This is a genomic window from Polyangium sp. y55x31, assembly GCF_029946505.1.
Classification (GTDB): Bacteria; Myxococcota_A; Polyangia; order Polyangiales; family Polyangiaceae; genus Polyangium.
In genome coordinates, this window is sequence record NZ_JARZHG010000002.1 from 370,846 (window position 1) to 393,676 (window position 22,831).

Genomic DNA, 22,831 nt, shown 5'->3' on the forward strand with positions numbered 1-22,831 from the left:
TCAGTGTCTCCCCGTCGCGTCCCGCCAGGCGCGAACGAGCTCGGTCACGAATTTGCTGTCGAGGCGCGGCGCTTCGACGAGCGGCGCGTCGATCTCCACGCCATAACGTCGGAATTTGAAGAAAGGATTCTCGGAGTCCTCGACGCTCCGGAGCTTCAATTCGGGGTTTACCGGCCGAAGACCCCGCTCGACGGCCAGCTTCTGCATCTCCGGGCCACGAAGGAAGCCGATCCACTTCTCGGCAGCCGTGCGCTGCTCGGCGGTGATCTCTCCGTCGTCGAAGATGACGACGGGGTGTTCGTTGACGAGCGTCGGCTGCGGATACACGACGCGCAGCTCTGCCATCACGTCGGCATGTGTGTCGAAGTGCTGCAAAATCGTGAAAACGAGCTGCTCCTGCGTCACCACGGCGTCATATCGGCTCGCGCCGAGGTCGAAGATGGCGTCGGTCAGGAGGGGCGCCGACGGGGAGGGAGGCGGCGCGCCCGCTTCGCATCGCTCGAGCCAGCGTTGGAAACGCTCCCGCCGCTCCTGGAACGCGCGAGCGAAATCCGCCTCGGCGAGGTCGCCACGCACGACCACCCCCTCTTTGGGGGGTTGCCCGAGCGCCTCCTTGATACGCTCCTTGAGCGCGGTCGGCCTCTCGTTCGGAGGCAATGCATAATCGTACGCCATGAGGTAAAGCGCCTCGAGCCCCTCCGCCGAGCGCGTCGGCGACGGGTGCGCGAACTTCGCCCTTCCCCACCGCTTCATTTCATCCGTCGTCGGAAAGGGCGCGATATAGGCTCGTGCGGACTTCTTGCCGACCCGCCGAGGCGCCGGCGCCGGTTCCTGCGGGAGCGCAGTGGGGACGACCGAGCCGTACCAATCGATCCACGTCCCCGGCACCATGTCCTCGAGGGCCATCTCCTCGAGATTCTGCGGGTCCCGCGGGACGCCTGGGCACATCGCGTCCACCCACAGCCCCTCGCCGCTCTTGTTTTTTTCGCGGATGGCTTCGAGGACCTCGAGCCGATCCTCCCATATCAAGATGACGAGCGGGGATCGGGCGAGAGAGACCTGTTTCGTGATGTCGAACGGTGATCGTCCGCGGCTCTCCCGCCAGCGCCCATCGAGGTAACGAAGGACGAGATCGTCCGCGGGCGACCAGATCGTCGGTTTCACCTCACCCTTCAGGATGGAGTCGGCTCCCTCGATGCCGCCCGCCGCCATTGCCTTGATCTGGATTCTCGGGCATATCTTGGCGAATCGCGTCGCCGCCTCGTCGATCCACGCCTGTTTGTCATTGCTGTACAGCATCTCGACGATGACGGGGTGCTCGTCGGGCGGCGCCGGTCCGCACGTCTCGCTCGAGGCCTCGATCACGACCTTCATGTCCACGAGCCGTGAGGGCTTGGGAATGTCGGGCACGAACCTGCCACCGCGCACGAAAAACGCTGCGAAGAGGGCGAGCAGCCCCGAGGAGATCGCAATGTCGCGGAGGGTGAGCCCGAGTGTCGTTTTCTTCGAACGAGGTTCGTCTCGTTTTCGCGTCGGGGTCATGACGTCCTCCATCCATCGACGTTCGCCTCGGATGGAAACGCGGCGTCGACGACCGCCTCCCAGCGCGTCGGCAGCTTGGGGATGTCGGCGGCTGCGACGCGCGCCATGAGCTCGTCGCGGGAGGAGACGCCGAACTTCCGGACGTATGCGCGCAGGCACTCCGGGCGCGAGAACAAGAACATCAGATCGGTGAGCTGCATCGAGCGAATCACCAGCATCGGGTGTGGTGCCTCGAGCGGGCGGTAATCAGGATTGTGCAAGCCGGGCTCGAGGCAGCCGGGGTAGAACTGGCCTATCATCAAGCCCAGGGCGGTGATCTCGGGCTTCAGCGAATATTGCACGGGGTCGATCAGCACCGGCCCACCGTCGTGGGGCAGCTCCGGGAACAGGGTCAGGATGGCGCGGAACTCGCGGCCGACCTCGGTGGCGGGCGGCAGCGTCGGAAAGCGCGCCGCAAGCGCGCGCAGCACCGGCTCCACGGCGGCCGGGCGGAGCTCGCCCTGGTACACGTGAAAACGGATGGACCGAAAGCGGGTCAGGGCAGGCCCGACGAAGGGACACACGTGGCCCTTGCGACCGATCAGCGGATTCGGCTTGGCAATGGAGGTTTCTAGCCAGCTCAACATCTCAAATAGCTGCGCGCGGGCAGCCGCCGGCAGACCGGCGCTCTGCTCGACGAGCTGGCTTGCGCTGATCAATGCCGGCTCACCGGCCGATGTCTCGATTCCCGGGTTCATGTGCGTTCCACAGACCGAATACGGCCGTACTCCATGGTGATCACTCGATCCGCACAGTGGAAGAAGCGGTCGTCGTGGGTGACTGCAATGACCGTCTTCCCTCGTTGCTTCAGTGCCGGCAAAAGCTCTTCGTAAAAGTGCGCGCGGAACTCGGGGTCCTGATCTGCGGCCCATTCGTCGAACACACAGATGGGCCGGTCCTCGAGGAGCGCCACGATCATGGCCAGGCGCTTGCGCTGTCCGGTGGAGAGATTGCGGTTCGTGAAACCCTGGTTCTCGAACGACGTCTTCTGCTGGAGCTCCATCTGCGCGATGAGCCGGTGCACGGCCGCCGGGTCGACGTCGAGCAGCCCATAAAGCTTGGCGAACAGGTGGAAGTCCGAGTAGATGGCCGAGATCTTCTCGCGATATGCAGCCACGTTGCCCGAATCGACACGAATCCCGCCGACCAGGAGCTCACCGCCCGTCGGCGGATACAGCCCCGTGAGCACCTTGAGGGCCGTCGACTTGCCGCTCCCGTTTCCGCCGACGATGAACACGATCTCGCCTTCCGCGATGTCGACGTCGAGGGGGCCGATGCGGAACGCGCCGTCGCCGTCCTCGGAAACATATTCGAACTCGATGCCGCGCCCAAGGATCCCCCCGAATCCACCTTTCCACGGGTCCTCGACGTCCAGCGCGATTCGTGTCTCCTGGATGGCCTTGTCGAGCTTTTCCTCCAGCGTCTGCGCCCTGTCCAGCGCCACATTCGAGCGAATGTATGCGGGCGCCCCCGTGATCAGCACGGTCATGGGTCCCCAAAGGAACAAGATGGCCGCGACGATGCTGACCAGCGCAGAGGAGTCCACGTCGAGGTGCTGCGGAATGACGAGGACGATGACGCCGAGCAGCGCATAGAGATTGCAACTGGCGAAGATGAAATTGTCGCCGTTCATCTCGCCGGACTTCAGGTTGAAGCCCTGCAGCGCCTCCGACGACCGCTCGATGTCGGTGCAGAGGTCACGACCGCGCCGGCGGCTGAGCTTGACCTCCTTGAAGCCCTTCAGCAGATCCGTGAGCCGATCGAAGAACGCGACGCGGGCGTCTCCGAGGCGCTGCAGATAACGCTCGAGCTCCTTGGCCCTGTCTCGGTACGTCGAATAGCCGATGGCGAGCAAGAACGTGATCGCGATGAAGGTCGGCAAGGAGATCCAGGCGACGTACAGCACCGCGAACACCAGGATGAGGGCCGCTTGCAAGAAAGCCGATATCAGCGGCCCGTAGTTCGACACGACGCTCAGGTTTTCCGTGATCCCGTCGTGGATCTCCGCAGTGCCGATGCGCTCGATCCCCTGGATGTCCGCCTTCTCGATCTTGTCGACGATCCTGGTCTTGATCCGGTGCAGCGCCGACTCCACGACGGTGGCCGTCCGGTAGTACACGTATTTTGCGCTGAGATAATGGCCGACGACGACGAGCGCGAAGAGGCCGGCCATAGGCAGCCCCGAGAGCTTCGGCGCGCCGGCGACGACGTTCGCCCCGATGAGCACGAACATGCTCGTGGCGCCCGCCACGCACGCCGCCATGAGAATGCGGCGTCGATCGTCCCCGGCCTCGTCGCGGATGAGATCGACGATCGTCAAGGCGCATCCATTCGGGGGGTCGCCTGGACCTTCCCGTAGCTCAGCTTGATGACGCGGTCCGCGCAATGAAAATAGCGATCATCGTGGGTGACGGCGATGACCGTCTTGCCCCGGCCCTTCAACGCGGGCACGAGCTCCTCGTAGAAGTACCTGCGGAATCCAGGATCCTGATCGGCGGCCCACTCGTCGAATACGTAAACGGGGCGGTCCTCGAGGAGCGTCATGATCGTGGCCAGGCGCCTGCGCTGGCCGGTCGACAGAGCGCGCCTGGTGAATTGTTGCTCCCCGAAAGAGGTCTTCCCCTGGAGGCCCATTTCCGCGATCAGCGCGCGCACGGCCTCCGGCTCCGCGTCGAGCATTCCATAAAGCCTGGAGAAGAGGTGGAAGTCCGAATAGATTGCCGAGATCATCTCGCGGTACGCGGCCACGTTCTCCGGCTGGACGAGGACACCGCCGACGCGCAGCTCTCCGCCGCTCCGCGGGTAGAGCCCCGTGAGCACCTTGAGCAGCGTCGATTTGCCGCTCCCGTTGCCACCGACGAGAAAAACGACCTCGCCCGGCTCGATGTCGAGGCTCAGAGGGCCGACACGGAAGCTCCTGTCTCCGTTGCCTGTGGGATACTCGTACACGATATCACGTGTCGAGAGGGTGCCGATGCGGCCGTTCCACGGATCCTCGGTCTTCTCGACGGCCGCGCGCTGGACGGCCTCATCGAGCTTCCCCTCCAGCGCCCGGATCTGTTCGAATGCGACGCTGGATCGAAACACCGCATTGAGCCCTCCGGCCACGCTGGTGAAGGGTCCCCACACGAACGCGGTGCACGTGACCAGGCTGGCCATGGTCGGGACATCCACGTCGACGAACCTGGGCATGGTGAAGACGACCGCCCCCAGCAGGATGTACAGGACGCAATTGGGCATGACCAGGACGCCGCTGAGCCCCTCGGCCGTCCTCACGGCGCCGGTGTGGAGGGATTCGGCCGTCTTCACGATGTCGTCGTGGATTTCACGCCCGCGCCGGCGGCTGAATTTAGCTTCTTTGAAGCCTTTCAGCAGATCCATGATCATGTCGAAAAGTTCGAGCCGTAGCTGCCCCATCTGGCGCAGCACATCCACGACCTCTTCGAATCTGTATTGAACGATGAAGAACCCGAACACCAGCATGAGCGCGATCAACGCGAAGGCCGGCAGCGAGATCCACGCAATGTAAATGAGCCCGAACGCGAGGACGAAGAGCGCCTGCAGGAAGCTCCCGAGCACCCACCCTTGCTCCGATACGATGGACATGTTTTCCGTGACGCGGTCGAAGATCTCCGCGGTCCCGACGCGCTCGAGCCCCTCGAGCTCCGTTCGCTCGATCTTCTCGACGATCCTCGTCCTGCTGCGGTGGAGCACGGCCTCGACGAGGGACGTCGTGCGGTGATAGGTCGAGCGAGCACCGAGGACGTAGAGGGCCATCGTCACGCCAAACAAGAAAAGCGCCCGCAGATCCGCGTTCTCCGGGGACCCGGCAAGGACATTGGCGCCGACGAGGAGCAGCGCATTCGCGATACCCGCCATCGTCGCGACGGCCAGGATGGAAGCCCGCTGTCCCTTCGCCTCCTCGAGGAGGAGGTCTATGACGTACATTGCGGCCCCGCGCTCAACCGAGCTTCCACGCGCGTAGAGGCGCCCGCCTCGGTCGAGGGGCCCGAAGGCGTCTCCCCGAATGCGTCGCGCGAGGTGCAATGTGCGACGAGGCGTCGCAGCGACGAGAGGACCCTCTCCGCGATCCTCTCCACCGTCGATTTCTCGTACATCGCGGGGCTGTAGCCCCACGTGAGCCGCAGGCGCCCTTGCATGATGATGCCGCTCAATGCGAGCTCATGAAACAACGCCATGTTCGGGCTCTGGCTCGTGCGCTCCGTCCCCGCGAACTCCCAGGTCGAGCCTGCCTCGTGCTGCCCGAGATAGTTGAACAGCACCGGCAATGGCACGGCGAGCGAAGCGCGTACGGCCTCGTCCGGATGCGCATACCGCAGCCAGCCGTATCCCACGCCCCGCCCCGGCACCGATTGGAGCTGCTCCTTCACCTCATTCAGCAGCGCAGCAGGATCTCCGCCCGGAGGCACGCGCAAGGAGAGCGGGAACAGCGACGAGAACCACCCCACGGTGCGGGACACGTCGACGTCCTCCACCACGGGCTCGCGACCATGATGCTGCAATGCCACGCAGACCGTGTCCGTCCCGGAGCACGCGCTCAATCCCTCGGCGAACGCCGACAGCAGGACTGCATGGATCTCCGTTCCACGATCCATTCCCACCTCGTGGAGGAGCGCGCGGGTCTCCGCAGCCGACAGCTCCACCTCCAGGGTACGGCTATCGCCGAAGGTCCCCACCGCGCCATCGTGATCCCGCGCGCCCGGCGTCACGCCGCGGGCGCATTGCGCCTGCCAATACCGGAGCTGCTCCGACAGGCCGCCGCCCCCGACAAACGCGTGCAATCTCTCGGACCACTGGCGAAGGGACGTCGTTTTGGGTCCGAGATCCGGTGCCCGCCCTGCGATCAATGCGTCGCAGGCGCGCTCCACGTCCTCGCACACGATGCGCCATGACACGATGTCCGTGACGAGGTGGTGCATGGCGAGAAGCAGCCGCGCCCCGCCTTCGCCCAGATCGAGCCACGCAGCGCGGAAGATGGGGCCACTCGACAGGTTCATGCCCCGTTGCAGGACCTCCGCCGCCTTCTTCACGGCGGCATCACGGGCCGAGGGCCAGAGCGACGACAGGTCCACCCGCTCGAGCATCAAAGACGCCCCCTCCTCGTGCTCCTGCACCCACCCGGCGTCGGTGCGGCGATATCGGAGCCGCAATGCGTCGTGCTGCTCCGCGAGGATCCGCAGCGCCTCTGCGGCGATCTCCGGCGATAGCGCGGGCGGCGGCGTCCACGACATCGCCGGAGTGAAATGATGGGCGTCCTCGGGATCTCCATCCAAAAACCAATGCTGGATCGGCGTCAGCGGGACCGTCCCGGTCACGGCGCCCTGCTCAGCAAGGATCGCGCTCTCTCTGCGCACCGCCTGCGCGAGCTCGGCCACCGTCTGGTGCGCGAACAGGTCGCGCACGGTCAGGTGGAGGCCGGCTCGTTTGGCGCGACCTATCACCTGGATCGCGAGGAGCGAATCCCCTCCGAGCGCGAAGAAGTTATCGTGAATCCCGACGGACGAAATCTGCAGCACCTGCGACCACAGCTCGGCGAGCGCGCGCTCCGTCCCGGTCCGCGGCGCCACGTACGAGGTCTCCGCCGCGCTGCGCGTCATCTCCGGCGCTGGCAGCGCCTTGCGGTCCACCTTGCCGCTGGGATTCAGCGGCAGCGCCGTCAGCCGCACGAATACCGAGGGGACCATGTACGCGGGCAGCGAGGCCTGGAGGTGCTCGCGCAGCGTGCCCTCCGTACATTCGCTTTCCCCGGCCACCACGTACGCGACCAGCCGTTTGTCGCCGGGCGCGTACTCCCACGCGACCACGGCGCAGGCTCGCACCGCCGAATGGGACGACAGCGCCGCCTCGATTTCGCCGAGCTCGATGCGGAAGCCCCGGATCTTCACCTGGTGATCGATGCGCCCGAGGAACTCCAGCTCTCCATTCGCGTCCCATCGGGCGAGGTCACCCGTGCGGTACATGCGCGCCCCGGGCACATTCGAGAACGGGTCGGGGATGAAGCGCTCCGCGGTCAGGCCGGGGCGCCCGAGATAACCGCGCGCGAGCCCGTCCCCCGCAATGTACAGCTCCCCAGGGACGCCCACCGGGACGGGCATCAGATTGCGGTCGACCACGTGGAGCTGCGTATTGGCGATACCTCGGCCGATCCGGACATGGCCCTGCTCGGCGTCGACGCGAGAATGCGCAGACCAGATCGTGGTCTCCGTCGGCCCGTACACGTTCCTGACCGAGGATGCCCGGAGTGCGAGCTTGGCCGCGAGATCCGGCGTCATTGCTTCCCCGCCGCACAGCACCTGCAGGGGCCTTCCCCCCTTCCAGCCTGCGTCGAGCACCATTCGCCATGTCGCGGGCGTCGCCTGCATCATCGTCGCGCGCTCCAGGGCTCTCACCAGCGCTTCCGCATGGCTCGCGTCTTCCTGCGACGCGAGATGAACCGAGGCTCCGCGGAGCAACGGCATGAACAGCTCCAGCCCGGCGATGTCGAAGGAAAGCGACGTGACGGCCAGCATCACGTCCCGGGGCCCGACCCCCATCATTTCGGCGAAATCGTGCAGCAGGTTCGTCAGCGCGCCGTGCAAAACCTGGACGCCTTTGGGCCTCCCCGTCGAGCCCGACGTGTAGATGACGTACACCACGTTCTCCGGCCCTACCTGGGCGCCGGGAGGCGTGAGCGGCTGCTCCTGCCAAGGGGGCGCGCTCGCGTCGAGGTGCACCGTCACGGCCTCGTGCGCGGGCAGCTTGTCCTGCAAGCGCTCCTGGGTGAGCAGCACCGCGGGCCGCGCGTCCGTCAGCATGTACGCGAGCCGATCCCGCGGATAACCGGGGTCGAGCGGAACGTACGCGCCGCCCGCCTTCAGAATGCCGAGCAGCCCCACCACCATCTCCAGCGAACGCTCGACACATAACCCGACCAGCACCTCCGAGCCCACGCCAAGCGCGCGCAGGTAATGGGCGAGTTGATTCGAGCGCTGGTCGAGCTCCCGGTAGGTGAGCTCTTGCTCGGCGAATACCAATGCCACCGCGTCGGGCGTTCGTGCGACCTGCTCCGCGAAAAGCTCGTGCATGCACTTGCCCTCGGGATACGCGGCCGCCGTATCATTCCAGGCAGCGAGCTGCCCGTGCTCCACCCCGGTCAGGAAGGCGAGCTCGGACAGCGGTTTGTCAGGGTGCGCCACCGCGTCGAGGAGCAAGGTGCGCAGGTGCTCACCCAGCCGCTTCGCCGCGGCATCGTCCACGCGTGTCGTGTCATAGGCCAGGTGGACGCTGGTCCCTTCCTCGTCGCGGACCACGGCGAACACCAGCGCGTTTTTCGCGGTCGTCACACCGGGAGACACCACTTCGAGGAACGGCGACCACCCCGCCGCGATCGGAGCGTGCGGCGCCGATACCTCGAAGAGGAGCACGTCATACAGCGGGTTCTCGTCGCCGTTCCTCGACAAACCCTGGTCCTGCACCACCACGTCGAACGGCAATGCCTGATGCTCGTAGACCTCCACGGACGTGCGCCTCGCGGACGCGAGCAGGTCGACGAACGTCGGGTTCCCCGAAAGGTCGGTCCGGAGCACGACCGTATTCGTGAAGAAGCCGAGGAGGTGAGCCACGCCCGGCACCTCGCGGTTCGCGATCACCGCGCCCAGCCCGAAGTCCTTCTGTCCGCTGTAGCGCGACAGGACCGCCGTAAGGACGGCATACCACGCCATGAACGGCGTGCAGCCGTGATCACGCGCAAGCCCCGAGAGCGCGCTGCTCGCATGCGGCGGAATGCGGAGCATCACGCTCGCTTCGGGGCCTGGGCCGCCCTCCGAGGCGGGACGAACCATGGGCAATTGCAGCCGCGGCACGCCCGCGAGTTTGTCCTTCCAGTACGATCGCGAGGCGTCGAACCCGCCTCCCGTCAGCGCATCCTGCTCCGCCCGTGCATAGTCGGCGAACTGGTATGAAAGCGCCGGCAAACTCGCCGCATCGCCGCGGCAGCACACCTCGTACAGGCGCGAGAGCTCGGAGAGCAGCACGCCGCTGGACCATTCGTCCGTGATGATGTGATGCTGCAGGACGAGCACGACATGGTGCTCGGCCGCCATGCTCACGACGAGCACCCGCGTCAGCGGTCCGGCGCCGAGGTCGAAATGAATTCCGATCTCGGCCTCCAGGAGCGCGCGCAAGGCGGCTTCCCGCGCCGCTTCGGGCAACGCCGAGACGTCCTCCACGCGCACCGGAATCGATACGCTCTTTGCCACCACCCGCCTCGGCACACCGTCGACCTCGGGATACGTCGTGCGCAGGATCTCCTGCCGCTCCGCGAGCAACGTCACGCTCTGGCGCAGCGCCGCCTCCGAGAGCACGCCTCGAAGGACGAACATCTGCGGGACCTGGTACGACAGCGCCTCGGGCGAGAGTTTGTCGACGAACCACATACGCCGCTCGGTCCCCGAGAGGCCGGCGTATGCAGGCTCGGCCGCGCCGCGCGGCGAGGGGGAGACCGCGGCCACGGGCGCCGATTGCTTCTCCGTTCCATCCAGCGACGCCGCCAGGGCCGCCACCGTCGATTGCCGAAACAACGTGGCCACGGTCAGCCCGAGCCCGAGCCGTGCTTTCACCGCGGACACGAGGCGCACGGCCAAAAGCGAGTGGCCGCCGAGCAGGAAGAAGTCGTCGTGCGCGCCGATGGGCCGCACCTCGAGCAGCTCTTCCCAGATGGCCACGAGCGCGCGCTCGGTATCGGTCCGCGGCGCCACGTACGATGTCTCCGCCGCATCACGCGTCGCCTCGGGTGACGGCAGCGCCTTCCGGTCCACCTTGCCGTTCGCGGAAAGCGGCAGTTTGTCGAGAAACACGAACGCCGACGGCGTCATGTACTCCGGCAACCTCGCCTGGATCCACTCCCGCAGATCGCTTGCCGTGCACGCGCCGTCCTTCGCCACCACGTAGGCGACGAGGCGTTTGTCCCCCGGCGCATCTTCACGCGCCACGACGACACACGACCCCACCGCGGCGTGCGACGAGAGCGTCGCCTCGATTTCGCCAGTTTCGACCCGGAACCCTCGAATCTTCACCTGGTGGTCGGCGCGACCCAAAAACTCCAGCTCCCCGTCCTCGTTCCAGCGCGCGAGATCCCCGGTGCAGTACATCCGGGCGCCAGGCTCTTTCGAGAAGGGATCCGGGACGAACCGCTCCGCCGTCATGCCCGGACGATTCAGATAACCACGCGCCAGGCCCACCCCCGCGAGGTGGATCTCCCCGGCCATTCCGATGGGCACGGGCCGCTTGGCGCCGTCGAGCACGTAGATGTGCACGCCGTGAATCGGTCGGCCGATCGAAAAATTCTCCGGCCGCTCCGGATCGAAATAGGCTTGCGCTCCGAAGATGCTGAACTCGGTAGGACCGTAGGAGTTCAGCACCCTCCGACCCTTCGCCCACTGCGCCACGAGCGCGGGCGACGTCGTGTCGCCGGCCAGCGTGATATGACGCAGATGCGGCGCGCGGCAGTTCAGCACCCGCAGCATCGCGGGCGGAATGAACGACACCGTGATCCCACGGTGGTCCAGGCACTCCGCAATGCCCTCCACCGCGCCGTACGCATTGCTCGGCAACACGCACGCGGCGCCGTTGCACAGCGATATCATCCAGTCGATGATCGCACCGTCGAACGCCACCGCCGCGCTCTGCAGCACGCGATCGCTCGGATGGATCACGAAATGCTCGCGCTGGAATGCCACACGCGCCGCCAGCCCCCGGTGCTCGTTGACCACAGGCTTGGGTTTGCCCGTGGAGCCGGAGGTGAACACCACGTAATTCGCATGCTCGGGCCCGACGCCGCTCTCGGGCGGCGTGGTCGGCTGCGACGCCCATTGCGACGCGTCCGCGTCGAGCCGCACCATCGTCACGCCGGGCGCCGTGAACCGGTCCTCGAGGCGTTCGTGCGTGAGCAGCACCGGCGCCTGTGCTTCCGAGAGCAGGAGCGAGAGCCTGTCAGCCGGATACGCTGGATCCAGCGGCACGAATGCCCCGCCGGCCTTCAGGATCCCCACCAGGCCCACCACCATGTCGAACGACCGCTCCACGCACAACGCCACGCGCACCTCGGGCCCGACGCCGAGGCTGCGAAGGTGGTGCGCCAGCCGGTTCGCCTGCGCCTCGAATTCACCATAGCTGAGCTGCCGGCCGTCCTGCTCGAGGGCCACGGCCTCCGGCGCCTTCGCTGCCTGCTCCGCAATGAGCTCGTGAATGCACCGGGCGGCGGGGTCCACGCTGGGCGTGTCGTTCCACGCGGCGAGCTTTTCCGTCTCCTCTTCGGTCAAGAGGTCCAGGTCCGACAAACGTTTGTCCGGGTGCGCCGCAGCATCCGTCGCCAGCATCCTCAAATGGCCGCACAACCGCTCCGCTGCCGTACGCGAGACACGCTTCGTGTCGTACAGGACCTCCACGACCGTCCCCTCAGCCGAGTGCTGCACGGACACGGCGAGCGCGTCCTTTGCCGTCGCCATGCCCTCGTGCACCGCACCAAGGACGGGTGACCAGCCAGCCGCAGCTCCGGTGGCCTTCGACGTCACCTCGAAGAAGGCAACGTCATACAGCGGGTTCTCTCCAGCCTGCCGCGAGAGCCCCTGATCCTGCACCACGATGTCGAATGGCAGCGCCTGGTGCTCGTATACATCCAGCGACGTCCGTCGAGCACGAGAGAGCAGCTCCGCAAACGTCGGGTCTCCCGAGAGGTCGGTCCGGAGCACGACCGTATTCGTGAAGAAGCCGAGGAGATGAGCCGCGCCCGGCACCTCGCGGTTCGCGATCACCGCGCCCAGACCGAAGTCCTTCTGGCCGCTGTAGCGCGACAGGACCGCCGTGAGGACGGCATACCACGCCATGAACGGCGTGCAGCCGTGGTCACGCGCGAGCGCCGAAAGCGCGCGGCTCGCATGTGGTGGAATGCGGAGCATCACGCTCGCTTCGGAGCCTGGGCCGCCCTCCGAGGCGGGGCGAACCATGGGCAATTGGAGCCGCGGCACGCCCGCAAGTTTGTCCTTCCAGTACGCACGCGAGGCGTCGAACCCGCCTCCCGTCAGCGCATCTTGCTCCGCCCGTGCATAGTCGGCGAATTGGTACGAGAGCGCCGACAGATTCGCAGGCTCGCCGCGGCAGCATGCCTCGTACAGGCGCGAGAGTTCGGAGAGCAGCACGCCGCTGGACCATTCGTCCGTGATGATGTGGTGCTGCACGACGAGCACGACATGGTGCTCGGACGCCATGCTCACGACGAGGACCCGCGTCAGCGGTCCGGTTCCGAGGTCGAACCGAATTCCGATCTCGGCCTCCACGAGCGCACGCAAGGCGGCTTCCCGCGCCGCTTCGGGCAGCGCCGAGACGTCCTCCACGCGCACCGGAATCGATATGCTCTGCGCCACCACCCGCCTCGGCACGCCGTCGACCTCGGGATAGGTCGTGCGCAGGATCTCCTGCCGCTCCGCGAGCAACGTCACGCTCTGGCGCAGCGCCGACTCCGAGAGCGCGCCTCGAAGGACGAACATCTGCGGGACCTGGTACGACAGCGCCTCGGGCGAGAGTTTGTCGGCGAACCACGTCCGCCGCTCGGTCCCCGAGAGGTCGGTGTACGCGGGATCGGCTGCGCCGCGCGGCGAGGGCGAGATCGCGGCCAGGGGCGCCTTCTCCATCCCGTCCAGCGACGCCGCGAGGGCCGCCACCGTCGATTGCTGGAACAACGTGGCCACCGTCAGCTCGATCCCGAGCCTCGCCTTCACCGCGGACACGATGCGTATCGCCAGGAGAGAATGGCCGCCGAGCAGGAAGAAATCGTCGTGCGCGCCGACGGGCCGCACCTCGAGCAGCTCTTCCCAGATGGCCACGAGCGCACGCTCCGTTTCGGTCCGCGGCGCCACGTACGATGTCTCCGCGCCGCGCGTCGCCTCGGGCGACGGCAGCGCTTTGCGGTCCACTTTGCCGCTCGGATTCAGCGGCAGCGCATTCAAACGCACGAATGCAGACGGGACCATGTACTCCGGCAGCATGGCCCCCAGGTGCTCCCGCAATACGCCCGGCGCCCATGCCTCCTCGGCAGCCACCACGTACGCCACCAGCCGCTTGTCGCCCGACGCGTCCTCCCGAGCCACGACCACGCACGCGCGCACCGACGGGTGCGTCGCGAGCGCAGCTTCGATCTCGCCTAGCTCGATCCGGAATCCGCGGACCTTCACCTGGTGGTCGATGCGACCCAGGAATTCAAGCTCGCCGTCTTCTCTCCAGCGCGCCAGGTCACCCGTGCGATACATCCTCCCGCCCGCCTCGGGCGAAAACGGGTCTGGAGTGAATCGCTCCGCCGTCAGCTCGGGGCGATTCAGGTAGCCGCGAGCGAGCTGCACGCCCGACAGGTAAAGCTCCCCCACCACACCCACCGGCACCGGGCGCAAAGCGTCATCGAGCACGTACGTGCGCGTGTTGTCGATCGGATGCCCGATCGGCACCGGCCCCTCCTCCTCCGGCCGGCAGGCGTAACTCGTCACATCGATGGCGGCCTCGGTGGGGCCATACAAATTGTGCAGCTCGCCCTTGCTGCCCGCATACCAGGACGCACGCAGGTGCGCCGGCAGCGCCTCGCCGCTCGCGAACACCAACCGCAACGACGTACGCTCCCGGGGCTCCGTCGCCGCCAAAAACACGCCGAACATCGACGGCACGAAATGCGTCACCGTCACGCCACGCTCCGCCATCAGCGCAGCGAGATAACGCGGATCCTTGTGCCCCTCGGGCGCCGCAATCACCATGCGGGCGCCTTCCAGAAGCGGCCACCACAGCTCCCAGCCCGACACGTCGAACGACAGCGGCGTCTTCTGCAACACCGCGTCGCTCGCCTTCAGACCGTAGGCGCGCTGCATCCATCGCAGGCGGTTGTGGAGCCCCCGATGCGTGTTGAGCACACCCTTCGGCCGACCCGTCGAGCCCGACGTGTAAATCACGTAAATCGCATGGTCCGGCCCTACCTGCACGTCGGGCGGCGTGACCGGCTGCTCCTGCCAAGAGGGCGCGCCCACATCGAGATGTACCGTGACAACCTCGTGTGCGGGAAGTTTGCCCTCGAGGCGCTCCTGGGTCAGCAGCACCGCGGGACGCGCGTCCGTCAGCATGTACGCGAGCCGATCCCGCGGATAACCGGGGTCGAGCGGCACGTACGCGCCTCCCGCCTTGAGAATGCCGAGCAGCCCCACCACCATCTCCAGCGAACGCTCGACACACAGCCCGACCCGCACCTCCGGCCCCACGCCAAGCGCGCGCAGGTGGTGGGCTAGCTGATTCGAACGCTCGTCGAGCTCCCGGTAGCTGAGCTCTTGCTCGGCGAACACCAATGCCACCGCGTCCGGCGCCCGCGCCGCCTGTTCCTCGAAGAGCTCGTGAATGCACTTCTCGGGGGGGTCCGCCGCCGTGGCATTCCAGGAAGCGAGCTGCCTGTGCTCCGCCTCGGTGAGGAGGTCGAGCTCGGACAGAGGTTTGTCCGGGTGCGCGATCATGTCGAGGAGCAGGGTGCGCAGGTGCCCTCCGAGCCGCTCGATGTCCTCCTCGCGAAGCGCGGCGGGGTCCCACATCCAGTGCAGGTCGAGCGTTTTGCCCGCCACCACCGCAATGGCGAGCGGATAACTCGTCTGCTCGAAGCTCCGGAAGCTCACGATCGGCAGGGCCTCGGCCTGCTGCGTAGCTTCGTCCACCGGGTAGTTCTCGAAGACGAGGAGCGTGTCGAACAACGCGCGGCCGCCGCCCACCGCGCACGATCGCTGCACCTCGTAGAGCGGGGTCGCCTCGTGGGCGCGCAGCTCGACCTGCTCGGCTTGCAGCCGCTCGAGCCATTCGACCACGCCCTCTGCTCCCGACCAGCGGGCCCGGAGCGGCAGCGTGTTGATGAACAAGCCGACCATTCGCTCGATGCCGGGGATGGGCGCGCTGCGACCGGAGGTCGTCATGCCAAACACGACATCCGTTCGTCCCGCATGACGGCCGAGGAGCTGCGCGAGCGCCCCTTGCACCACCGTATTCACGGTCAGGCCGTGCCGCCGTGCGAACGCCGTGAGCTCCGCGGTCTCGGTGGCCGTCAGCGAGGTATGACGATTGGCGTGCTCCCGTGTCGCCCCGGCGGGCATCGCCGCGGGCGGCGGGAATGGCAGCCGCGTCGGCTCCTCGACGCCGGCCAGGTACGCGGCGAAAAACGCCGACGACGCCTGTTCGTCCCGCGTGGCGAGCCAGGCGATGTAGCGCTCGTACGGCGCCGATTTCGGCAAGACGAGCTTGCTCCCGCTTCGGAGCGCGGCATAAGCGGCCTGTAGCTCTCCGAGCACGACCGGCATCGACCAGCCGTCGGAGAGGATGTGATGCGTGGTCTTCAGCATCCACGTCCGACCTCCGGGCATCCGCACGAGCAGGACCCGCGCCAGCGGAGCGCGCGTGAAATCGAAGCCCGCGGCGCGCTCCTCGCGCTGCAGGGCTTCCCACCGCGCCTCCGCCTCGGCCGCGTCCAGCGAGGACCAATCGTACGTCGGCATTGCGAAGGAGATGCGGTGCCGCACCACCTGCAGCGGCTCCGGAACCCCCTGCCACACGAACGACGTCCGGTAGACCGCATACCGTGTGAACACGGTATTCCACGCGCTCTCGAGGGCCGCGGCGTCCACCTCGCCGCCGAGCTCGAGCGCAAGCTGCACCGTGTAGGTCGGCGATTCCGGCTCATGCAGAGCGTGGAACAAGAGCCCTGCCTGCAGCGGCGAGAGCGGGTAGACGCTCTCCATGCCGCGTAGGGTCCCGAAGAGGCGGTCCAGGGCCTCTTGCCCGAGCCGCGCGAGCGGAAAGTCCGAGGGCGTGTATCCGAATGCCTCGCTCGACGTGCAGTGCGCGATGAGCCGCCGCAGCGAAGCGACGAACCGTGCCGCGAGCCGCTCCACCGTGGACGCGTCGTGCACCACGGGGCTGTACGTCCATTCGAACCGAAGGCGACCCTGCCAAACGCCGCCGTTCACCGCGAGCCTATGCCACAGCCTCATTCGCGGGCTCGTGGACCTCCCCGTCGACTCGCCCGCGCGCCCGAGCAATCCTCGGCCCTGCGCCGCCATGTCGAGCTGCCCGAGGTAATTGAAGACCACAGGCAATTCGACCGAAAGCGAGGCGCGCACCGCCGCGTCCGGGTGCGCATACCGCAGCCATCCGTACCCCACGCCTCGGCGCGGTACCGACCGGAGCTGCTCCTTGATCCCCTTCAGCAGCGCCGCAGGATCGTCATTCCCCGGCACCGTCAGCCAGACCGGGAACATGGCCGTGAACCATCCGACGGTGCGGGACACATCCACGTCCTCGACCACCGCTTCGCGCCCGTGCCCCTCCAGATCGACGCAGATTGTATTCGTCTTGCAAAACGCGCTCAGCGCGGCCGCGAACGCCGAAAGCAAGACGTCATTGATCTCGGTGCGATAGGCCGCGCTCACGTCCTGCAGGAGCGCTTGCGTCTCTTCCGCGGTGAGCTCCACGTCCACCGTGCAGCTCTCACCCACCGTGCTCGGCGCCGCCTCGTGGTCGAGCGGGAGCGGCGGCACGCCACGCGCGCATTGCGCCTGCCAGTAGCCGAGCTCCTCCGACAGGCCACCGCCGGCCACGAATGCGTGCAGCCGCTCCGACCATTGCCGGAACGAGGTCGTCTTGGCGGCGAGCTGCGGCGTTCGTCCGGTCAGCCGGGCGTCACAGGCGCGCTCGAGGTCCTCGTGCAGAATGCGCCACGACACGCCGTCCACGACGAGGTGGTGCACGACGAGCAGGAGCCGCGTCCCTTCCTCGCCAAGATCCAGCCACGCCGCGCGGGCGACCGGGCCCGTGAAGAGCGACAAACCTCCTTGCAAGGTGTCCGCCACGTTCTGCACGGCGGCCTTGCGTGCCGAGGACGGCATTGCCGAGAGGTCCACCCGCTCGAGCGGCAGCGCCGCCTCCTCCGCGTGGCTCTGCACCCACCCGGACTCCGCGCGGTGATATCGCATTCGCAGCACGTCGTGTTGCCTCGACACGACGTGCAATGCCTCGGCAACGATCTCGGGCGACAGCGTGGACGACGGCGTCCACATCATCGCCTGATTGAAATGGTGTATCTCTTCGGGTTCCTTGCTCAGGAACCACTCTTGGCTCGGCGTCAGCGGAACCTTGCCGGTCACCACGCCCTGCTCCGCCAAAGCTGCGCTCGCGCTGCGCGCCGCCAGCGAAAGCTCCGCGACCGTCTGGTGCATGAACATGTCGCGCACCGTCAAGTGCAATCCGGCGCGCTTGGCTCGACCCACCACCTGGATCGCGAGGATCGAATCGCCTCCGAGCGCGAAGAAGTTGTCGTGGATTCCCACGTGCGCGGCGCGCAGCACCTCCGACCAGATCTCCGCGAGCGCTTTCTCTGCTTCCGTGCGCGGCGCGGCGTAGGCCGCCTCCGCGGCCTGTCGCGTGTCTTCCGGCGCAGGCAGCCGCTTGCGGTCCACCTTGCCGTTCGGCGAGAGAGGCAGCGCGTCGAGGAAAACGAAGGCCGACGGGTTCATGTAATCGGGGAGCCTGCTTCGCAGGTGCTCGCGCAGCGCGCTCGCCGCCGGCGCGCCGCCCTTCGCCACCACGTATGCGACGAGGCGTTTGTCCCCCGGCGCATCTTCACGCGCCACGACGACACACGACCCCACCGCGGCGTGCGACGAGAGCGCCGCCTCGATTTCGCCAGTCTCGACCCGGAACCCTCGAATCTTCACCTGGTGATCGGCGCGACCCAAGAACTCCAGCTCCCCGTCCTCGTTCCAGCGCGCGAGATCCCCGGTGCAGTACATCCGGGCGCCAGGCTCTTTCGAGAAGGGATCCGGGACGAACCGCTCCGCCGTCATGCCCGGACGATTCAGATAACCACGCGCCAGGCCCACCCCCGCGAGGTGGATCTCCCCGGCCATTCCGATGGGGACCGGCCTCTTCGCGTCATCGAGCACGTGGATGTGCACGCCGTAAATCGGCCGGCCGATCGAAAAGTTCTCCGGCCGCTCCGGATCGAAATAGGCTTGCGCTCCGAAGATGCTGAACTCTGTAGGACCGTAGGAGTTCAGCACCCTCCGGCCCTTCGCCCACTGCGCCACGAGCGCGGGCGACGTCGTGTCGCCGGCCAGGGTGATATGACGCAGATGCGGCGCGCGGCAGTTCAGCACCCGCAGCATAGCGGGCGGAATGAACGACACCGTGATCCCACGGTGGTCCAGGCACTCCCCAATGCCCTCCACCGCGCCGTACGCATTGCTCGGCAGCACGCACGCGGCGCCGTTGCACAGCGATATCATCCAGTCGATGATCGCCCCGTCGAACGCCACCGCTGCGCTCTGCAGCACGCGATCGCTCGGATGGATCACGAAATGCTCGCGCTGGAATGCCACACGCGCAGCCAGCCCCCGGTGCTCGTTGACCACGGGCTTGGGTTTGCCCGTGGAGCCGGAGGTGAACACCACGTAATTCGCATGCTCGGGCCCGACGCCGCTCTCGGGCGGCGTGGTCGGCTGCGACGCCCATTGCGACGCGTCCGCGTCGAGCCGCACCATCGTCACGCCGGACGCCGTGAGCCGGTCCTCGAGGCGTTCGTGCGTGAGCAGCACCGGCGCCTGCGCTTCGGACAGCAGGAGCGAGAGCCTGTCGGCCGGATACGCCGGATCCAGCGGCACGAATGCGCCGCCGGCCTTCAAGATCCCGACCAGGCCCACCACCATGTCGAACGACCGCTCCACGCACAACGCCACGCGCACCTCGGGCCCGACGCCGAGGCTGCGAAGGTGGTGCGCCAGCCGGTTCGCCTGCGCCTCGAATTCACCATAGCTGAGCTGCCGGCCGTCCTGCTCGAGGGCCACGGCCCCCGGCGCCTTCGCTGCCTGCTCCGCAATGAGCTCGTGAATGCACCGGGCGGCGGGGTCCACGCTGGGCGTGTCATTCCACGCGGCGAGCTTTTCCGTCTCCTCTTCGGTCAAGAGGTCCAGGCCCGACAAACGTTTGTCCGGGTGCGCCGCTGCATCCGTTGCCAGCGTCCTCAAATGGCTGCACAACCGCTCCGCTGCCGTGCGCGAGACACGCTTCGTGTCGTACAGGACCTCCACGACGCTCCCCTCGGCGCCGTGGCGGACGGTCACGGCGAGCGCGTTTTTCGCCGTCGTCACGCCCTCCGGCACCACGCCGAGCAGCGGTGACCAGCCAGCCGCATCCCCGGTGCCAGGCGGCGTCACCTCGAAAAAGGTCACGTCGAACAGCGGGTTCTCTCCAACCTGCCGCGAGAGCCCCTGATCCTGCACCACGACGTCGAATGGCAGCGCCTGGTGCTCGTACGCGTCCAGCGAGGTCCGCCGCGCGCGCGAGAGCAGCTCGCCAAACGTCGGGTCTCCCGAGAGGTCGGTCCGCAGTACGACCGTATTCGTGAAGAACCCGAGCATCGCCTCGGTCCCAGCGACCTGGCGATTCGCAAGGACCGCGCCGAGGCCGAAATCCGTCTGCCGGCTGTACCGAGCCAGCACGGCCACCAGGGCCGCATACCAGGCCATGAAGGGAGTCGCGCCGTTTTCGTGCGAGAGCGCCTGCATTCGGCGGCTCGTCTCCGGCGACAAATGGAGCGAGACGCACCCTTCCGGCCCCGAGCCTGCGCCCGAGGGAGGAGAAACAATCGACAGATCGAGTCGCGGTACGCCGGAGAGAGCGTCTCTCCAATAAGCCCGCGACGCCGCGAGCCCGTCGCCGGCGAGCGCCGACCGCTCCGCGCGCGCGTAATCCGAGTAATGGTAGACGAGAGGAGGCAAAGCGGCCGTCTCCCCGCGGCGCGATGCCTCGTACAGGGACGAGAGCTCCGCGAGCAAGAGCCCCCAGGACCACTCATCCGTGATGATGTGGTGCTGGTGGACGACGACGACATGCCTGTCCGCAGCCGTTTTCACGGCCAGGACCCGGGTCAGCGGACCACGCTCGAGGTCGAAGTGGGTCTCGACCTCGGCGGCGAGCAGCGCCCGCAATGCGGCGTCACGCTCCGCTTCGGGCAGGGACGAGATGTCTTCCACGCGGATCGGAATGGCTACGTCGTCCGACACGCTCCGCCTCGGCGTGCCGTCCACGTCCGGATACGTCGTGCGAAGAATCTCGTGACGCAATGCCAGCGCGCGCACGCTCTCGTGGAGCGCCGGAGCCGAGAGCGCGGACGCCACCTCGAATACGTGCGGGATCTGGTACGACCGCGCCTCGGGTGACAATTTCTCCAAAAACCAGATGCGCCGCTCCGTGCCCGACAGGCCCTCATGAGGCGCCTCGCCCTCCACGCACGGCGAGAGGCGAATTTGCGGCGCAAAGGCCGGGCGCTCCGCCCTCGTGTCCCAGAGCGCCGCAAGCGCCTCGATCGTCGGGTGGCGAAACACCGTCGCCATGTTCAGCACGCCCCCGATCCGCGCCTCGACGGCGGACACGAGGCGAAAGGCCAGGAGCGAATGGCCGCCGATCTGGAAGAAGTGGTCTCTGACCCCGATCGGCCGCACCTCGAGCAGCTCCTCCCAGATGGCCACGAGCGCGCGCTCCGTTTCGGTCCGCGGCGCAACGTACAATGTCTCCGCGCCGCGCGTCGCCTCGGGCGACGGCAGCGCTTTGCGGTCCACTTTGCCGCTCGGATTCAGCGGCAGCGCCGTCAGATGCACGAATGCAGACGGGACCATGTACTCCGGCAGCATTACCCCCAAATGCTCCCGCAATACACCCGGCGCCCATGCCTCCTCGGCTGCCACCACGTACGCCACCAGCCGCTTGTCGCCCGACGCGTCCTCCCGGGCCACGACCACGCACGCGCGCACCGACGGGTGCAGCGCGAGCGCAGCCTCGATCTCGCCTAGCTCGATCCGGAATCCGCGGACCTTCACCTGGTGGTCGATGCGACCCAGGAATTCAAGCTCGCCGTCTTCTCTCCAGCGCGCCAGGTCACCCGTCCGATACATCCGCGCGCCCGCCTCGGGCGAAAACGGGTCTGGAGTGAATCGCTCCGCCGTCAGCTCGGGGCGATTCAGGTAGCCGCGAGCGAGCTGCACGCCCGACAGGTAAAGCTCCCCCGCCACGCCGACGGGCACCGGGCGCAAAGCGTCATCGAGCACGTACGTGCGCGTGTTGTCGATCGGATGCCCGATCGGCACCGGCCCCTCCTCCTCCGGCCGGCAGGCGTAACTCGTCACATCGATGGCGGCCTCGGTGGGGCCATACAAATTGTGCAGCTCGCCCTTGCTGCCCGCATACCAGGACGCACGCAGGTGCGCCGGCAGCGCCTCGCCGCTCGCGAACACCAACCGCAACGACGTACGCTCCCGGGGCTCCGTCGCTGCCAGGAATACGCCGAACATCGACGGCACGAAATGCGTCACCGTCACGCCTCGCTCCGCCATCAGCGCAGCGAGATACCGCGGATCCTTGTGCCCCTCGGGCGCCGCAATCACCATGCGGGCGCCTTCCAGAAGCGGCCACCACAGCTCCCAGCCCGACACGTCGAACGACAGCGGCGTCTTCTGCAACACCGCGTCGCTCGCCTTCAGACCGTAGGCGCGCTGCATCCATCGCAGGCGGTTGTGGAGCCCCCGATGCGTGTTGAGCACACCCTTCGGCCGACCCGTCGAGCCCGACGTGTAAATCACGTAAATCGCATGGTCCGGCCCTACCTGCACGTCGGGCGGCGTGACCGGCTGCTCCTGCCAAGAGGGCGCGCCCACATCGAGATGTACCGTGACAACCTCGTGTGCGGGAAGTTTGCCCTCGAGGCGCTCCTGGGTCAGCAGCACCGCGGGACGCGCGTCCGTCAGCATGTACGCGAGCCGATCCCGCGGATACCCGGGGTCGAGCGGCACGTACGCGCCGCCCGCCTTGAGAATCCCGAGCAGCCCCACCACCATCTCCAGCGAACGCTCGACGCACAACCCGACCCGCACCTCCGGGCCCACGCCCAGCGCGCGCAGGTGGTGGGCTACCTGATTCGAGCGCTGGTCGAGCTCCCGGTACCTGAGCTCTTGCTCGGCGAACACCAATGCCACCGCGTCGGGCGTCCGCGCTGCCTGCTCCTCGAACAGCTCGTGAATGCACTTGCACTCGGGATACGTCACCGCCGTGTCGTTCCACGCCGCCATCTGGCGCAGCTCGTCGCTCTCGTCGTGCATGCTCATCGTATGTCGTGATTGATTCTCTGGGTATCCATCCG

The 22,831-nt window shown here is 67.2% G+C and carries 5 protein-coding genes; all 5 read right to left on the reverse strand.

Annotated elements, in window-relative coordinates; translation table 11 throughout:
• Genes QHF84_RS04750 through QHF84_RS04770 form a run of 5 tightly spaced genes read right to left on the reverse strand, consistent with a single transcriptional unit; the run spans position 1 to position 22,790 of the window.
• Complete coding sequence (locus QHF84_RS04750) at positions 1 to 1,542, reverse strand: substrate-binding domain-containing protein (RefSeq protein ID WP_281311960.1); 1,542 nt, start codon at positions 1,540 to 1,542, stop codon at positions 1 to 3.
• Positions 1,539 to 2,279: a DUF6875 domain-containing protein gene (locus tag QHF84_RS04755; RefSeq protein WP_281311961.1), complete on the reverse strand. Its 741-nt coding sequence runs from the start codon at positions 2,277 to 2,279 to the stop codon at positions 1,539 to 1,541. Before QHF84_RS04755 ends, QHF84_RS04750 begins: the two co-directional genes overlap by 4 nt.
• Positions 2,276 to 3,901 (reverse strand): cyclic peptide export ABC transporter, encoded by a 1,626-nt coding sequence (locus QHF84_RS04760; RefSeq protein ID WP_281311962.1) that lies wholly within the window; start codon positions 3,899 to 3,901, stop codon positions 2,276 to 2,278. Before QHF84_RS04760 ends, QHF84_RS04755 begins: the two co-directional genes overlap by 4 nt.
• Positions 3,898 to 5,529: a cyclic peptide export ABC transporter gene (locus QHF84_RS04765; RefSeq protein WP_281311963.1), complete on the reverse strand. Its 1,632-nt coding sequence runs from the start codon at positions 5,527 to 5,529 to the stop codon at positions 3,898 to 3,900. The genes QHF84_RS04760 and QHF84_RS04765 overlap by 4 nt, the downstream gene beginning before the upstream one ends.
• Positions 5,517 to 22,790 carry a non-ribosomal peptide synthase/polyketide synthase gene (locus QHF84_RS04770; RefSeq protein ID WP_281311964.1) on the reverse strand — a complete coding sequence of 5,758 codons (17,274 nt, stop codon included), beginning with the start codon at positions 22,788 to 22,790 and terminating at the stop codon, positions 5,517 to 5,519. The genes QHF84_RS04765 and QHF84_RS04770 overlap by 13 nt, the downstream gene beginning before the upstream one ends.
• Positions 22,791 to 22,831: the final 41 nt, after the last annotated feature.